This window comes from Kitasatospora sp. NPDC057500 (assembly GCF_042802195.1).
Classification (GTDB): domain Bacteria; phylum Actinomycetota; class Actinomycetes; order Streptomycetales; family Streptomycetaceae; genus Kitasatospora.
In genome coordinates, this window is the sequence record NZ_JBHVER010000020.1 from 1 (window position 1) to 17,016 (window position 17,016).

The window sequence follows — 17,016 nt, forward strand, 5'->3', positions numbered from 1 at the left end:
GGCCTCCTCCGTCCGGTGGGACGGGGGAGGCCGGGGCCGGGGTCGCCGGGTGGTGCCCGGGGTCAGCCGGGGCCGGCCGGGGTCAGCCGGGGCGGACCGGGGTCCGGTCGGGGGTGCGGCGCTGGGCCGGGACCACGGCGACGGCCGGGCGCAGCGGGCGCAGGGCGAGGACGGCGCGGGCGATGGCGTCGGAGTCGCCCAGGGTCACCGAGTTGACGCCCGGGCGGATGCCGGCCGCGGTGACCCAGTGCACCGCCTCGGTGGGGACGCCGTAGGCGAAGCGGCGCGGGTGCGCCTGCCCCGAGGCGTCCAGCAGCCGGTACGGGCGCTCGGTGACGGCCAGTCCGCCCGTCTCGTACCCGCGCCCGGCGGTGTCGGGAATCCGGTAGGCGCCGGCCTGGCCGTCGTCCAGCAGGCCGCGCAGCAGCCGGTCGCCGGTGCGCCGCAGGTCGGGCTCGGGCAGTCGGGCCTCGACCAGGACTCCGGCGCGCAGCGGCGGTGCGTCGATCGCGGGCGAGTGGGCGGTGAAGGCGGGCCGGGTGCCGCGCGGGTCGAGGTCGATCCGGACGTCCGGGCCGAGCAGGTCGACCACCCCGGCCTCGATCAGGGCGCGCAGTTCGTCGATCCGGGAGGCGGGCGGGCCGATGGACAGGAAGGCGTTCAGCGGGGTGTACCAGGACTCCAGGTCGTCGCGGTAGGAGGAGCCCTCGATGCCGCCGTGGTCGACCGCCAGCCGGATCTCGTTGCGCAGGTCGCGCAGCACGTCCAGGGCGGCCTTGAGCGGGCCGCTGAGGTTGCCCGCCCGGGCGTCGTGCGCGTCGCGTTCCAGGCGCTCGACGATCCAGGCGCGGTGCTCGGCGCGGGAGGCGAAGCGCCGGCCGGTGTAGGGGTGGGCGAGGGTGTGCCAGTCCCAGCGCTGCTCGGCGCGGACGCCGAAGCGGTCGAGGATGCCCGTCGTGCGGCCGGGGGCGGCGGTCAGGTACTCCTCGGCGAGCTCCTCGCCCTCCTCCGGGCGGCCGGCGGCGGCCAGCAGGGTGCGGTAGTAGACGGCCTCCACCTCGCGGGAGACCAGCGGCCACAGGTCGCGGGTGAAGCGCACCGGTTCGCCGGCGGCGGCCTGCCGGCGCAGCCGGGCGGTGTACTCCTCAGTGAGCAGCCGGGGGTGGTAGCGGCCGTGCGCGCCCTTCTCGTTCTCGCCGCGCGCGTGGTACGGGACGCCGCGCCGGGAGCCGGCCAGGATCAGCGGCTCCTCGCCGGAGGGGTGGTAGACGAGCCTGCCGCCCTGGTTGGCGAAGCGCCCGCCGCGGCCCCGGGTGAGCAGGGCGAGGTGGTCGAAGAAGTTGAGGCCGAGGCCGCGGACCAGCACCGGGCGGCCGGGAAGCAGGGCGGCGAGGTCGAGGTCGGCGGGGTTGGCGGGCGGCAGGTGGACCAGGCCGTGCGCGGTGGCGGCCCGGGTCAGGGTGCGTTCGGCGCTGGTCGGTCCGGTCGCCAGGTGGCCGAGTGCGAGCACCACCGCGTCCAGGTCGGCGATCCGGCGGCCGTTGGCGAGGACGAGTACCTGGGCGGCGCCGGGCAGCGGGTCGGCGTCGGTCAGCCGGACGGCGCGGGTGCGGTGCTCGACGATCCGGCAGTGCGCCGGGGCGGTGGCGCGCACCCGGCGGTGGACGTCGCGCAGGTAGCGGCCGTAGAAGGCGCGGGTCGGGTAGGTGTCGGGGGTGAGCGCGCGGGCCTCGGCCCGCACCTGCTCGTCGTACTCGCCCGGACCGCCCTGCGGGACGGCGGACTTGGCCCATTCGTAGAGGCTGGGGCCCTCCTCGACGGGGCCGTCGATGGTGACGCTCGGGTCGGTGTAGACGGTGACCTGGGAGGCCACCGTGTTCATCAGCAGCAGCCGGGACTGGTTGGTGCGCCAGACCCGGCCGGCGCCGGGCGGGTAGGGGTCGACGAGGTGGACGGTGAGGGCGGCGGCCGACGGGCGGGAGCGCTCGTTGGCCAGCAGGCGTTCGAGGACGGACAGGCCGCGCGGGCCGGCGCCGACCACGGCGATCCGGCGGTGGCGGGCGGTCGGGCCGGGGGAGTGGGGAGCCATGGGGTGATGTCCTCCCGTGCTGAGGGCCGTTCGGACCGGTCTGGGGTGACGCCCCGCCGGACGAAGGCGGAATCCGGCGGGGCGTCGGTCGGAGGGGGTTGCGCGGTGGCGGGTGCGGCGGGTGCTACGGGTGGCGCAGCAGGATCTTGCCGAGGCTCTCGCGGCCCTCCAGGCGGGCGTGTGCGGCGGGGGCGTCGGCGAAGTCGTAGGTGCGGTCGATCCTCGCCCGCAGGGTGCCGTCGAGCAGCCCCGCGAAGAGGTCGTCGGTGCGGGCGGTGAACTCCTCGCGGGTGAGCACGTGGTGGGTGAGGCTGGGCCAGGTGAGCTTCAGCGAGCCCTTCTGGACCAGCGCGAACGGGTCGATCGGGTCGGGCTTGCCGCTGGCCCGGCCGTAGGCGACCAGGGTGCCGCGCGGGCGCAGCGAGTCGAGGCTGTCGAGGAAGGTGTCCTTGCCGACCGAGTCGTAGACCGCGTCGACGCCCGCGCCGTCGGTGATCCGGCGGACCGCCTCGCGGAAGTTCTCCCGGTCGTAGCGCACCACGTGGTCGGCGCCCAACTCGCTGACCAGTGCGGCCTTCTCGTCGCTGGAGACGGTGCCGATGACGTTCGCGCCGGCCCGCTTGGCGAACTGGACCAGGAACTGCCCGACCCCGCCGGCGGCGGCGTGCACCACGACCACCTGGCCCTTGGCGATCGGGTGCGCGTCGTGCGCCAGGTAGTGCGCGGTGAGCCCCTGGAGCATCGCGGCGGCGGCCGTGCCGGAGTCCAGGCCGTCCGGCACGGTGGTCGCCAGCCGGACCGGGACGGTGACGAACTCGGCGTAGGCGCCGGGAAGTTCGCCGTAGGCGACGCGGTCGCCGACGGACAGTTCGGTGACGCCGGGGCCGACCGCGGCGACCGTGCCGACGGCGTCCATGCCGGGGACGAACGGCAGGGCGACGGGGAAGACGCCCTGGCGGTGGTAGACGTCGACGTAGTTGACGCCGATGACCTCGGTGCGGATGCGGATCTCGCCGGCGGCGGGCTCGGTCACCGGCACGTCGTCGACCTGGAGCTGCTCGGGGCCGCCGGGGGCGTGGACGCGGATCGCCTTCATGGGGTGGTACCTCGGCTGTTCTGGTAGGCGGGTCGGGTGGAGGGAACGGGCGGCGGCGGGTCGCCGGAGCCCGGGTCGTGGACCGGCGTCGGTGCCGGCTCGGGTGCGGGTGCGGGTGCGGGTGCGGCGTCGGGCGCCGGTGCGGGCCGGTTGGCGACCAGGCCGCCGCCGATCATCAGCGCCCCGCCCAGCAGTTGCAGCGGCGTCGGCGCGAGGCCGAGCGCCAGCAGGGCGACGAGCACCGTGAACGCCGGCTCCAGTTGGAGCACGCTCGCCGTCTCCCACGGCCGCAGCCGCTCCAACGCCAGGTGCAGGGTGACGTAGGCGAGGCAGAAGTTGGTGACGGCGAGCAGGAGTTGGAGGCCGATCGTGCCGGCCGTCGGGTGCCAGCGCAGCGGGCCGGGCGTGAGCAGCAGGACCGGCAGCAGCACGACCGCCGCCGGGACCAGCCGCCACAGGCCCAGTTGCAGCGCCGGGACCTTGGCCATCAGGGACTTGGCGGGCAGGAAGGCGAGGCCGGCCAGCACCGCGCCGGCCAGCACCAGCGCGTCGCCGGTGCCGACCCCGGTGAAGCCCGCACCGGGGTCGCGCAGCACCACCAGCACCCCGCCGGCCAGGGTCACCGCGAGCCCGGCCGACTGCCGCGCCCGCAGCCGGTCGCCGAGCAGCAGCACGGAGGCCAGGACGGCCGCCGGTCCCTGGAGTTGGATCAGGAAGCCGCCGTTGACCGGGCTGGTCCGGCTCAGCCCGCTGATCACCAGGGCCAGCGAGAGCCCGGTGCCGACCACCGAGACGAAGCCCAGCCGCAGCCAGTCCCGCCCGGTGAGTCCGCGCGGGACCAGCGGCCGGCGCCGTACCGCGAGCTGGACGGCCAGCAGCACGGCGCCGATCGACAGGTTGATCTCGGTGGTCAGCAGCGGGTCGATCTCGCGGGTGACCCGGTTGGCCAGCACGGCGCCGGCGCCGAAGAAGGCGGCGGTCAGCAGCGCGAACACGTACCCCTGCGTGCGCATGGTGGACTCAGTGCGCCTTCACGCGGACCGCGTGCCCGCGCTCGACACCGTACCGGGCCGCGAAGTCGCCCTGGTTGAGGGCGAGTCCGAGCTGGTCGCGGCTGGCGATGTAGGCGAGCGGCTCGCCCTCGCCGGTCTCGCCGAAGGTGCGGCGCAGCGGGGTGATGATCCGGGTGTCGCCGATCTCGATCTCCAGTTCGGCGTCGAAGGCGATCCCCCGGGCGTCCAGGAATTCCCGGGTGATGCTCGTCCAGACGTTCCCGTAGTTCTTGTCGAGGATCGCCACCTCGCCGATTATCCAGTCGCCCTCGACGACCGGTTCGGCGACCTCCAGAAGGGTTATTTCGGAGGCCTCGATTTCCTCGCCGATTTCGCTGAAAGGAACTCCGTTGGCGATGTGGGCGGCGGCCGAAATGACGATGTCGCGCCCGTAGAACGTCGGGTCGATGACGGGCCGGCGGACCTTATCGGCGGTGATCCGGCGGACCTCGGCGACGCCCGCCTCCTTGACGATCCGGGTGAGCAGGCCGTTGTTCGGGGCGAAGTAGGTGTGCCCCTGGGGCGTGCGCAGCCCGATCGCGTTGTCCTGGACGCCGGTGTGCGGGAAGGTGACGCAGGCGAAGACCGCGTCGGCCGGGAAGTAGCGGAACGAGTCGCGGATGTAGAGGCCGGCCTCGTAGATGTCGAACGGTGTGACGTCGTGCGTGACGTCGACGATGTTGGCGTGCGGGGCGATGCTGAGGACCATGCCCTTGCAGATGCCGACGGCGTCGTCGACGAGGCCGAAGTCGGTGAGCAGTCCGACGATCGGTCGGGGCGCGAGCAGGCCGGGGCCGGTGGACGGGGCGGCGGTGTTCGTGGGAGCGGACATGCTGAACCCTTTCAGGATTACCGAAACGGGGTGGCGTGCATGGCGGTCCGGGATTTTCCGGCGGTGAATCGCCCGCCCGGGTAAAGGACGGTTCAAGCGGCTTGAGATTGAAGTGAGGCTAGCATCCGGTCGGCCCCGAAGAAAGCGCGTGCTGTTGCGGCAGTATGAAGTCGTTTTTAATAAACGGAACGATACCGACCGTTTGTCGGGAAAGTAGCCGCGGCCCTAATCCCCGTGGCACGCACGGTGTCTGACGGATCGTCGGCTGCCGGAGCGGCGGGTTTGCGGGCGGACGGGGCGGCGTGATTGGCTGCCGCCCGATGGTCGGCGCCCGCCCGCCTGCGAGCGGGCATGGCCAGCGGGCCGAGTGGGGCGGGCGGGTCCGCGCCGGCCGCCCCACTTCGGTGAGTCCTCCCCCGCCTACGGCGGATCGGCCCGCCCGGTGGGCCCGCGGCGCGGCCGGGCTGACGGAAGGTCACCGTTGTGACACCGCTGCCCGCAATCGGGTGAAGACGAGGACAACACACGGCCGGACGGCTACGGTCGGTCGGACAGCCGGACGACCTGGGGGGAGGGCATCGCCATGAGTATGTCCATGACGGTGAACGCCCGACCCGACCCGGGGATGCCGGAGCAGGAACCCTTCGCGCAGCGCCCCCAGAAGGCCTCGCCGGTGGTCGGCGGGGGCAACCCGCACACCGAGCAGCGGACCGTCGTGCTCACCGCCGAGGCCGAGGCGGCCGCCCGGGCCACCGCGGCGCCGTCCGGCTCGCACCACCTCCCGCCCAGCCCGACCGCCGAACTGGTCGGCCGCACCGAGGCGTTGGCCGCACTCGGGGCCGCACTGGCCGGCGGCGGCGGCCTGGTCACCCAGGCGACCACCCTGCACGGGCTCGGCGGCGTCGGCAAGACCGCCCTCGCCCTGCACTACGCCTACGCGCACCTGCACGAGTACGACCTGGCCTGGTGGATCACCGCCGAGTCGCCCGAGCAGCTCGCCGAGGCCTTCGCCGACCTCGCCGTCCACCTGCACCGGGACTGGGCGCTGGTCCAGACGCCGAGCCGGCAGGTCGAATGGGCGCTGGCCTGGCTCCGCGCCCACGACCGCTGGCTGCTGGTCTTCGACAACGTCGAGGACCCGGTCCATCTGACGCCCTACCTGGGCCGGCTGCTCGGGCGCGGACACCAACTGGTCACCAGCCGCCGCGCCGACGGCTGGCACGAGGGCATCGCGCCGATCCGCGTCGACGTGCTCGACGGCCCGCTCGCCGAACGCCTGCTGCTCCGGGCCGCCGGGCGGGGCGAGGACGTCGACGAGGCCGAGCGCGGCGAGGCCCGGGCCCTGGCCGACGAACTCGGCCACCTGCCGATCGCCCTCGCCCAGGCCGGTGCCCACGTCCGGCAGACCGACACCACCTTCCGGGCCTTCCGGGAACTGCTGCGCACCGTGGCGCCGTCGAGGTCCGGCGCCATGCCGAGCGCCCTCGACACGGTGGCCCGGCTCTGGCGGACGACGCTGCGCACCGTCCAGGAGACCGCCCCGTTCGCCGTCGAGCTGCTGCGCACGCTGGCCTGGTACGCCCCGGAGGCGCTGCCGCGCGAGGCGCTGCTGCCGTTCGGCGCCCGGCGCCCGGACGAGGTGGACACCGCCCTGAAGGTGCTCGCGGACTACAGCCTGGTCACCCTCGGCCCGCACACGGTGGCCGTCCACCGGCTGCTGCGCAGCACCCTGCGGGCCGGCGACCAGGACGGCAGGGTGTGGGCGCGGGCGGAACGCAACCTCGCCGGAGCGGTGGCACGGCTGTGGCCGCAGGCCGACCAGGCCGTCCGCCGGGCGCTGCTGCCGCACGTCCGGGAGCTGACGGCGCCCGGGCACTCCTCGCCCGACCCCACCCCGGAGACCGTCGGGCTGTACCGGCTGGCCGCGGCGGAACTGGCCGCGCCGGAGCAGCGGGTCTTCGTGATCCCGCTGGTCACCGCGGTCGTCGAGGGACAGCGCCGGCTGCTCGGCCCCGACCACCCCGACACCCTCGACTCCCGGGGCCGGCTCGCCGAACTCCACGCCCGGGTGGGCGACCCGGTCAGGGCCGTGGAGCTGTGCGAGGCGGTGGTGGCCGACCGCTCCCGGGTGCAGGGGCCGGAACACCCCGCCGTCCTCGCCGACCGCTTCTCGCTGGCCCACGCCCGCCGCAAGGCCGGCGACCACCGGCGCGCGGTCGAGGAGTTCCGGACGGTGGTGGCGGAGCGGACCAGGGTGCTCGGCGCCGCGCACCGGGACACCCTGGCCGCGCGCGGCGGTCTGGGCTACGCGCTCCAGCTCGCCGGCCACCACCGCGAAGCCGTCCGCGAGTTCGAGCAGCTGCACGCCTGCCTGGCGCGGGAGCTGGGCGAGGACCACGAGGACACCCTGGCCAACCGCAACAGCCTCGCGTACGCCCACCTCAGCGCGGGCGAGCACCGGCTCGCCCTGGAGCTCTACGCGCGGGCCGTCGCGGACCGGACCAGGGTGCTCGGCGCCGACCACCCCGACACCCTCACCAGCCGGGGCTGGCTGGCCGCCGCCCACGCCGAGGGCGGCGACCACCCGGCGGCGGTCGCCGAGTACGCGGAGGTCGTCCGCGACCGCACGCGGGCCCAGGGCGCGGACCACGTGCAGACCCTGGACGCCCGGGCCGGGCTGATCACGGCACGGGTCGACGCGGGCGACCTGACGGACCTGGTGGCCGAGGTGGCGGCGCTGCTGGCCGACTACGGCCGGGTGCTCGGCCCGGACCACCCGGAGACCCTCGACGCCCGCTCCGGACTCGCCTGGGCCTACCGGACGGCCGGGAAGCACCGCCGCGCCGTGGCCCTCTACGAGGCCGTGGTCCAGGACCGGACGCGGGTCCAGGGGCCGGACCACCTGGACACCCTGGAGGAGCGTTCGGACCTGGCGCAGGCCCGGCTCGCCGCCGGCGCGCCCGAGCAGGAACTGGCCGACCGAGAGCGGCTGGTGGCGGACCGGCTGCGCGTCCAGGGACCGCACCACCCGGACACCCTGGCGGAGCGGCAACGCCTGGTCCGCGCCTGCCAGCGGGCCGGTCAGGACGACCGGGCGATCGCCCTGACCGAGGTGCTGGTCGCCGACCGGACGAGGGACCAGGGGCCGGACCACCCCGACACCCTGGACGCGCGCTGGACGCTGGCCTGGCTCTGCGCCACCGCCGGGCGGCACGACCGGGCGACGGCCCTCTTCGAGGCCCTGGCCGCCGACCGCACCCGGCTGCACGGCGCCGACCACCACGAATCCCTGGAAGCGCGCTGGTGGCTGGCCTGGGCGTGCCGGTGCGCCGGCGAGCACCGCCGCGCGACCGCCCTCTACGAGTCCCTCTGCGCCGACCGGTGGCGGGTCTCCGGGGCGTACCACCCGGAAACCCTCTCCGCCCGGAACGGACTCGCCTGGGCCCACAGCGACGCGGGCGAGCACAGACGGGCCCTCGAACTCTACGAAGCCCTGCTGGCCGACCGGGAGCGCGCGCACGGCCCGGACCACCCCGGGACGCTGGACGCCCGGGCCGACGTGGCGGTGGCGCTCTCGCGCGTCGGCGACCACGGGCGCGCGGTGGCGGGCCACCGGGCCCTCGTCGAGCACCGGACCCGGCTGCAGGGGCCGGACCACCCCGAGGTCCTCAGCGCGCGCTGGGACCTCGGACACGCCCTCCAGAACGCCGGCCGGTACGACGAGGCGATCGCGTACTACGAGGCACTGAGCGCCGATCAGACCCGGCTGCGCGGCCCCGACCACCCGGCGGCGCTGAGCGCCCGGTTCGGCCTGGCCTCGGCCTGCGGGACGGCGGGCGACCGGCGGGCGGTCGGACTCTTCGAGGCCTTCGTCGCCGATCGGACCAGGCTCCAGGGGGCGGACCACCCGTCCACGCTGAACGCCAGGTCGTGGCTCGCGTGGGCCTGCCGCCGGACCGGCGAGCACGGCCGGGCGGCCGAGGTGTACGACCGGCTGGTGGCGGACCGCGAGCGGGTGCAGGGCGCCGACAACCCGGCGACCCTGATCACCCGCTCGGAACAGGCCCACGCGGCCCGCGAGCGGGGCGACCACCGTCGCGCCGTCGAACTGCACGAGCGGGTGCTCGCGGACGGCGCCCGGGTGTGGCCGACGGAGCACCCCCGCACGTTCCAGAACCGCCGGGCCCTCGCCCAGGCCTGCGCGGACGCGGGCGAGCACCGCCGGGCGGCTGCCCACCTGGAGGAGCTGGCGGCGGACTGGGAACGCGACTGGGGAGCCGACCACGAGGAGACCCTGGACACCCGGCTGTGGCTCGCCCTGGCGTGCCGCAGGGCCGGCGAGCACGGCCGGGCGCTGGGGCTCTACCGGGCCGTGGTCGCGGACCGGACCCGGGTGACCGGCGCCGACGCGCCCGCGACCCTGGTCGCGAGGTACGGCCTGGCGTGGGCCCACCAGGACGCCGGCGAGCCGCACCGGGCGGCCGCGCTGCACGAGGACCTCCTGCGGGACCGGATCCGGATCCTCGGGCCGGACCATCCGCTGACCCTGGACGACCGCTCGGCGCTGCTGCACGCGCTGGTCCTCGCCGGCCGCCACCGCGAAGCCGTCGCGGGGTACCGGACGCTGGTGGCGGACCGGATCCGGACCCACGGCGCCGACCACGCCGAGGCGTTCCACGAGCGGGCGCAGCAGGCCTGGGCACTGGGCGAGGCGGGTCGCCACCCGGAGGCGTTGGCGGCCCGCGAGGCGTTGCTGCGCGACCGGCTCCGCGTCCTGGGACCGGACCACCCCGACACCCTGGCGGCCCGGGGCGCCGTGGCGTACGCCCTCGAACACGTCGGCCGGCTCCGCGAGGCGCTGGCCGCGCGGGAGGCGCTGGCCGAGGACCGGACGCGGGTCCAGGGGCCGGACCACCCGGACACCCTGGCCGCGCGGTCGTGGGCGGCGGCGCTGCGCCGCAACAGCGGTGACCACCGCGCGGCCGCCGAGCAGTACGAGGCCCTGATCGCCGACCGGGTCCGGATCCAGGGCCAGGACCACCCGGACACCCTCGCCGAACGCCGGCACCGGGCCTTCGCCCACCGGGCGGCGGGCCGCTACCGCCGCGCGGTGCGCGAGCGCGAGCTGCTGCTGGACGACACCACCCGGCTGTCCGGGCCGGACCACCCGGACACCCTCGCCGAGCGGGCCAGCCTGGCGCACGCCCTGCGCTGGGGCTGGGACCACGGGGCGGCCGCCGAGGCCTACGAGGCCGTCCGGGCCGACCTCGCCCGGCTGCGCGAGGCCGGCCACCAGGACACCCTGGACGCCCTGGACAGCATCGCGCTCAACCTGCGCGAGGCCGGGCGGTACCCGGAGGCGCAGGCCCGCTACCGGGAGCTGGTCGCCGCGGCGACGGACGCCCTCGGCCCTGACCACCCGCTCGCGCTGGGCGCCCGGGCGGACCTCGGCCTCGTCCTGCGCGAGGCGGGGGAGCACGGCGCGGCGGCGGACGAACTCTCCGCGCTGCTGGCCGACCTGGCACGGGCGCTGGGCCCCGGCCACCCCGGGGTCTTCCGCGCCGGGCGCCGGCTCGCCCACGCCTCCCGGCTGGCGGGCGACACCGAGGCCGCCGTGACCCTGCTGGCCTCGCTGGCCGACCGGGCGACGCGGGCGCTGGGCGCCGCGCACACCGAGACGGTCGAGACCCGGGCGGCGCACGCGCTGCTCCAGACCTTCGGCGACCGGCCGTTCCGCGCGGTGGTGCTGCTGGGGGTGCTCGTCGAGGAGTGCGTCGAGAGCCGCGGCCCGCGGCACGCGCTCACCCTCGGTTTCCACCAGACCCTGGCGTTCGCCCGGCTGTCGGCCGGCGACCACGGCGGGGCGGTGCGGACGTACGAGGCCGTGCTCGCGGACCACGGGCTGTGGCCGGAGTCGCCCTCCCCGGGCGGCGCCGCCGCGCTGTTCGCAGCGGGACACCGCGCGACCGACGAGCCGACCGTGGCGGCCGGCTGCCGCCGGACCGGTGGCGTCGGAACGTTCCCCACCCTGGCCGTCGGCTTCGCCCGGGCACTGGCGGCCGGCGGGCGCACCGCGGAGGCACGGGAGCTGCTGCTCGCCGTCCGCGCGGGACGCGACGCCCTGATGGCGCCCGACCACCCGCTCGCGGTCGAGGCCCGGACGGCGCTGGCGCGCCTGGAGGCCGGGGAACTGGCCGCCGGGCTGCCGCCGCGGCCCGCCGCCCCGGCGCTGTCGGCCGAACCGGCCGCGCCCGTCGGACCGGCTGCGCCCGTCGGACCGGCCGCGCCCGAGGCGCCCTCCGGTGCGGAGCTCACCGAGCGCCCCCGGCCCGGCCGGCCCGCCGTGCCCGCCGCCCCCGTGGTGTGGCGGCCCCGGATCACCCTGCTCGACGAGCCCGAGGCGGGAGCCCCGGCCCGGCTGTGCCTGCGGCTGGAGGCGGACGGCGACCGGGCCGGGGCCGATCCGGCCGCGCTGCCGGAGCTGCGCCTGGTCGCCGCGCCGCTCTCCGACGCGGTGATCGAGCCGCCGGTCGCCGACTGGGTGTCCACCGGCGAGCCGGCCGGGTTCGCCCTGACCCCGGCCGTCCCGGGAAGGCACCGGGTCCGGTTCACCCTCTTCGACCGGGGGTTCGGGGTCGCGCTGCAGGACTTGGTGACCGATATCGACGTCGCTCCGGCGGCCGCCGCCGAGGAACACGGACAGGAGCAGGAGTAGCCACGTGCCCCGGGACCTCGTCGTCGAGATACGGCAGAACCCCTCCGCCGACTACACGTTGCTGCCGCGCCAGGGCGGGCCCGGCGACCGGGCCGGTGCGCGGGGGCCGGCGCCACTGGACCTCAAGGTCTCGCTGCGCCGCCACGGCACCGCCGACCTGCTGCACCTGGCGGTCGACCGGGCGGGCGTCCGGGAGCCGCTGACCCGCGGCCACCACGCCTTCCTGCACGTCTCCGCGGCCCGGCTGCTCCAACTGGCCGGCCGGCTGCGCTGGGCCTGGAAGCAGCAGCTGGTCAACTACCCGGTGCTGGACGCCGACGGGATGCCGCTGGGCTACCCGTTCGCGTCCGCCGTCGACCTGTCCGAGTGGACGGCGCTGGCCCGGAACCGCACGGCCGAACTCCTGGAGGAGGGGCGGTACGTCCTCGACGAGATGCTCGCCGGTCCCGGCCGCGACCTCGCCGAGCTGCGGGCGTTCCTCACCGGGACGCTCACCGAGGAGGGGCCGCTGCGGGTCAGCTTCGACTCCGACCTCCACCTGCCCTGGCCGATGATGGCCGTGACGGACGGCCGCGGCGAGCCGTGGCAGGACTTCCTCGGCTACCGGCACCAGATCGAGCAGACCGGAGCCGCCTACCCCAGGGTCCAGGCACCGTCCCCGCCCCGGACCAAGGCGGTGACCAGCCTCAACACGGACAGCGCCCTGGAGTCGGTCGGCCGGGCGCCGGAGGTGCGGAAGCTGCTGGAGGAGCGGACGGAGCTGACCGTCCGCACCGAGTCGGCGCGCTTCCTGGAGGCCCTTGCCGGGGCGGTGTTCGACGAGGACCTGATGTACTTCTGGTGCCACGGCCAGTTCGTCGCGAACGGCACCCTCTACGCCCAGCTGAGCGTCCGGCTCTCCGATCCGCGGGACATCGACGCGGACCTGGTCCGCCGGCTGCGCCGGGCGCACCAGGACGTGCCGGACGCGCTGTTCCAGCCCTTCGTGCTGCTGAACGCCTGCCACGCGGGCCAGTCGGCGGAGGCCGAACTGGAGCACCTCGGCCGGGCCCTGGTGGAACTCGGCGCCTGCGGCGTGCTCGGGCCGCAGATCGAGATCCCGCAGGTGTTCGGGGCCGAGTACGCCTTCGCCTTCCTCGACCAGTACCTGACGGGGGAGTTCACGGCGGGGGAGATCACCTGGCGGCTGGCCCGCCTGTTCGCCGACGACTACCGCAATCCGCTCGCCCTCACCTACTCGCTGCACTGCGGGATCGACAGCATGCTGGAGCTGACGCCATGACCCACGCCGTGGTGGACCTCGACGAGGACGGCCGGCTGCTCGTGCCGGGCACCCGGACCCCGGTGCCGGAGGCCCGGGTGGCCGAGCACCTGGCGCGCCACCTGCGGGTGCCGGAGCGGGCCACCGACCTGTACGTCTACGTGCACGGCTGGCAGACCGGCGCGCAGGCGGCCGGGCGGGCGGCGGACGCCCTGATCGGGCGGGCCGTCGAGCTCGCCCGGACGGCGCCGGTCGCGTACCCGGGGCTGGCGGCGCGCGGGTACCGGCCGTGGTGCGTGGTGGTGCGCTGGCCGTCGTCGAGCCTGCCCTCGCCGGGCGGCTACCGGCGGATCCGCGACCGGGCGCACGCGATGAGCGGGCCGGGCCGGGGGCAGGCGGCGTTCGTGATCGGGCACCTGCTCGGCTACCTGGACGCGGCGCGCGGTCGGCCGGGCGGCCCGGAGGTGCTGGCGAACCGGTCGGGCCAGTACCTGCACCTGCTGGGGCACTCCTTCGGCGGCCGGTTCCTGTGCGAGGCGGTGCAGTGGGCGGCGGAGCGGCCGGCGGCCGGGCCGCGGGTGCTGGGCTGGAGCGGTCCGGCGGACCCGGCGCGGCCGTTCACGGTGGACAGCGCGCTGGTGTTCCAGATGGCCGCGCCGCGCGACGCCTTCGACCGGTTGTTCCCGCGACTGTTCCCGGAGCCCGGGCGGCCGGGGGCGCCGCTGCGGGGCCCGCTGGTGCTGACGCACTCGCGCTGGGACCGGGCGACCGGGTTCTGGCACCTGCGGGCCGAGGGCCTGCCGGGGATCGGGCACTCGGGGGTGGGGACGGCGCCGGTCCGTCAGTTCTCCACGGCGCTGCTGGCGACGGACACGCCGTACCAGAAGCGGGCGCTGGACCACCCGATCGTCAACGTCGACGCGGGCCGGGTGTTCCGGGGGAGCGCGGCGGCGCGCCGACTGGCGCCGGCGGGCGCGCACTCGGACTTCCAACACCCGGAGTCGGCGCACCTGTTGCTGAGCCTGGCGGCCTTCTCGCGGTGACGTCCGGGCGGTCCGGTATCGGTCGATTGCCCGATTCGGCCGGTGTCATCACCTGATGATCACTTGCCCGCCGGGGCCGCGACGCCCCCCGTACGGCGAGGTCCAGTCCAATCCCTCCGTACACAGCCGGTGCCCCCTGCCGGTCCAGCCCAGCGTACGGAAGGCAGTCCAGACCCATGGCCCGCACAGACGACCAGGCCCCGCACGACCAGCAGTTCCGGGAGGCCGCGACCCGGCTCGGGATCGGCCGCCGCCGCTTCCTGACCGTCACCTCGGCCGCCGCCGCGCTGGCGTTCACCACCAACCTGCCGGGCGCCCACGCCGCGGACGCCGAGATCGCCCCCCGCACGCTGACCGAGAACCCGTTCACCCTCGGTGTCGCCTCCGGCGACGCGCTCAGCGACGCCGTCGTGCTCTGGACCCGCCTCGCCCCCCGCCCGCTGGAGCCCGGCAACGGCCTGCCGCCCGTCGGCGTGGTCAAGGTCGACTGGGAGATCGCCCGCGACGAGGCGTTCCGCAAGGTCGCCCGGCGCGGCAGCGCCAAGGCCCACGCCGAGTTCAACTACACGGTGCACGTGGACGCCGAGGGCCTCGACGCGGACCGCGTCTACTGGTACCGCTTCAAGGTCGGCGGCTGGACCAGCCCGGTCGGCCGGACCCGCACCTCCCCGGCGCGCGGCCGGCACATCGACGAGGTCCGCTTCGGCCTGGTCTCCTGCCAGGCGTACGAGGACGGCTACTTCACCGCCTACAAGCACCTCGCCGATGAGGACCTCGACGCCGTCTTCCACGTCGGCGACTACATCTACGAGTACGCGATCAACGCCATCGGCGGCGACCGCAAGTACACCGACCGCACCCTGCCGTCGCTGTTCAACCACGAGACCACCACCCTGGAGGACTACCGCCTGCGGTACGCCCTCTACAAGAGCGACCCCGACCTCCAGGCCGCGCACGCCGCGCACGCCTGGTACGTCACCTGGGACGACCACGAGGTCGAGAACAACTACGCGGCCGGCATCCCCGAGAAGAACCAGTCGGTCGAGGCCTTCGTCGCCCGCCGCGCCGCCGCCACCCGCGCCTACTGGGAGAACATGCCGCTGCGCATGCCCCGGCCGGACGCCACCGACCTCAAGCTGTACCGCCGCCACCACTACGGCAGGCTGGCGCAGTTCGACATCCTCGACACCCGCCAGTACCGCTCCGACCAGGCCAACGGCGACGGCTGGCAGTTCCCCACCCCGGAGTCGGACGACCCGAAGCGCACGCTGATGGGCGCCACCCAGGAGCGCTGGCTGCTGGACGGCTTCCGCAAGTCCAAGGCGGTGTGGAACGTCGTCCCGCAGCAGGTGGTCTTCTCCCGGCGCAAGAACACCACCGAGGCGAAGTCCCGGCTCTCCATGGACGCCTGGGACGGCTACCCGGCCGCCCGGGAGCGGCTGCTGGCCGGGGTCGAGGACATCGGGGTGGAGAACCTGGTCGTCCTCACCGGTGATGTGCACGTCGCCTACGCGATGGACGTCAAGCGCGACTTCGACGACCCGGACTCGCGGACCGTGGGCGTCGAGATCGTCGGCACCTCGATCGCCAGCGACGGCGACGGCGCGGAGCACCCGGCCAACTGGGCCACCCTGACGGCCGCCAACCCGCACATGAAGTTCTACGACGGGCGGCGCGGCTACACCGCGATCACCCTCAACGAGGAGCACGCGCGGGCCGACTACCGGGTGGTCTCGCACATCACCCGCCCGGGCGGCACCGTCAGCACCGCCGCCTCCTTCGTCAGCGAGGCCTACAACCCGGGCATGCAGCGGGCCTGACGGCTTGCCGTCCCGTGGCCCGGCCGTACCGCTCGCCGATGCGGTGCGGCCGGGCGGCCCGTCACCGCTCGGGCAGTCGGACCCAGTGGTCGGGGGGTCCGTCGACCGCCCGCTTGTCGGTGGGGCGCAGCCCGGCGACCGCGTAGGCGTAGGCCACCGGTGCGAGGTGGTAGAGGTAGCCGGTGAGCACCTCCGCCGAGGTGCCTCCCTCGTGCGGCCCGCCGCCCGGGTGCAGGTCCCAGGCGAGGAGCTCGCCGTCCTTGGCGATGGCGCCCTGGTTGCCGCTCTTCGGATTGGCGTACAGGCCGTAGCAGACCGTGCCCACGGAGAGCGGGACCACCACCTCGTCGGTCATCGGCGTGAACCACCACGGCTGGGTCACCACGCAGCCGCCGGGGACGGACGTCACCCCGACGATCGCCTCGATCTCCTCAGGCTCGAAGGCGAGCACGTCCTCCAGGATCTCCTCGATCTCCTCCTCCGGCACCGGCACGGCCGCCAGCCGCCGGACCGCTTCCTCCGCGTCGACACCCGCCACGCAGGCCAGGCCGCTGCCCTCCTCGACGTAGCGGCCGAGGGCCGCGAGCAGCCGCCGGGCCTCCTCGGCCGCCGCGTGTTCGGCCTCGGTCAGGTGCTCGCCCGCCGGAGCGGGGCAGAGGTCCGGTGTCGGCCCGGCCAGGCTCAGCCGCCCCGGTGACCAGCCGCCGAGCGAGCGCCGCCAGGGGTCGGCCCCGGCGTCGGCGAGGATCCGCGCGGTGTCCGCCCGCCGGGCCACGACGGCCTCCCACAGGGCGGTCACCCCGTTCTCCGGCGCGTCCACGTCGTCGACCCGCCGGGCGAGCTCCGCGACGACCTCGGGCGAGCCGTACACCGCGGCCCGGTGCAGGGGGCGCCCGCCGTTCCACCGGTCCGGGTCGGCGCCCGCGTCGAGCCGGCGGCGGACCTCCTCGACGTCCGTCCAGTCCCACCCCATGCCGGCCCAGCCGTCGTCCAGCGTCATTCGTGCACCTCCCTGGCGGTCCCGGTCGAGTCCGGGTGGCCCCACCGTCGCACACGGGTCCGACAAGGGGGCGTCGCGGGTGTCCGGCCGCCTGGAGGGTTCGTGGAC

General features: G+C 75.6%; 9 protein-coding genes. 4 read left to right on the forward strand and 5 right to left on the reverse strand.

Annotation, left to right across the window (positions count from 1 at the left end; all coding sequences use genetic code 11):
• Nucleotides 1-82: 82 nt before the first annotated feature.
• The 4 genes from ACFU74_RS06880 to ACFU74_RS06895 all read right to left on the reverse strand — a co-directional run bounded on the left by ACFU74_RS06880 (nucleotide 83) and on the right by ACFU74_RS06895 (nucleotide 5,069).
• Nucleotides 83-2,089: an FAD/NAD(P)-binding protein gene (locus ACFU74_RS06880; RefSeq protein WP_380752914.1), complete on the reverse strand. Its 2,007-nt coding sequence runs from the start codon at nucleotides 2,087-2,089 to the stop codon at nucleotides 83-85.
• Between the two features lie 124 nt (nucleotides 2,090-2,213).
• The gene (locus ACFU74_RS06885; RefSeq protein ID WP_380752916.1) at nucleotides 2,214-3,185 is read right to left on the reverse strand and encodes a quinone oxidoreductase family protein; all 972 of its coding nucleotides are present in this window, start codon (nucleotides 3,183-3,185) and stop codon (nucleotides 2,214-2,216) included.
• A complete protein-coding gene (locus ACFU74_RS06890; RefSeq protein ID WP_380752919.1) occupies nucleotides 3,182-4,198 on the reverse strand; it encodes a DMT family transporter in 1,017 nt (338 codons plus the stop codon). The genes ACFU74_RS06885 and ACFU74_RS06890 overlap by 4 nt, the downstream gene beginning before the upstream one ends.
• 7 nt (nucleotides 4,199-4,205) lie before the next feature.
• On the reverse strand, nucleotides 4,206-5,069 hold the full coding sequence (locus tag ACFU74_RS06895; protein WP_380752921.1) for an S-adenosyl-l-methionine hydroxide adenosyltransferase family protein: 864 nt from the start codon (nucleotides 5,067-5,069) through the stop codon (nucleotides 4,206-4,208).
• 583 nt (nucleotides 5,070-5,652) lie between these two features.
• Between ACFU74_RS06895 and ACFU74_RS06900 the strand changes: the two genes are divergently transcribed.
• The 4 genes from ACFU74_RS06900 (at nucleotide 5,653) to ACFU74_RS06915 (ending at nucleotide 15,908) form a co-directional block, all read left to right on the forward strand.
• Nucleotides 5,653-11,784 carry a tetratricopeptide repeat protein gene (locus ACFU74_RS06900; protein ID WP_380752924.1) on the forward strand — a complete coding sequence of 2,044 codons (6,132 nt, stop codon included), beginning with the start codon at nucleotides 5,653-5,655 and terminating at the stop codon, nucleotides 11,782-11,784.
• Between the two features lie 4 nt (nucleotides 11,785-11,788).
• A complete protein-coding gene (locus ACFU74_RS06905; RefSeq protein WP_380752926.1) occupies nucleotides 11,789-13,066 on the forward strand; it encodes a CHAT domain-containing protein in 1,278 nt (425 codons plus the stop codon).
• On the forward strand, nucleotides 13,063-14,088 hold the full coding sequence (locus tag ACFU74_RS06910; RefSeq protein ID WP_380752929.1) for a hypothetical protein: 1,026 nt from the start codon (nucleotides 13,063-13,065) through the stop codon (nucleotides 14,086-14,088). Before ACFU74_RS06905 ends, ACFU74_RS06910 begins: the two co-directional genes overlap by 4 nt.
• Nucleotides 14,089-14,264: 176 nt before the next feature.
• Nucleotides 14,265-15,908, forward strand: coding sequence for an alkaline phosphatase D family protein (locus tag ACFU74_RS06915; protein WP_380752931.1), 1,644 nt, complete (start codon nucleotides 14,265-14,267; stop codon nucleotides 15,906-15,908).
• A 61-nt stretch (nucleotides 15,909-15,969) separates the two neighbouring features.
• On the opposite strand, the gene ACFU74_RS06920 is transcribed toward ACFU74_RS06915, so the two are convergent.
• Nucleotides 15,970-16,908 (reverse strand): ankyrin repeat domain-containing protein, encoded by a 939-nt coding sequence (locus tag ACFU74_RS06920; protein WP_380752934.1) that lies wholly within the window; start codon nucleotides 16,906-16,908, stop codon nucleotides 15,970-15,972.
• Nucleotides 16,909-17,016: the final 108 nt, after the last annotated feature.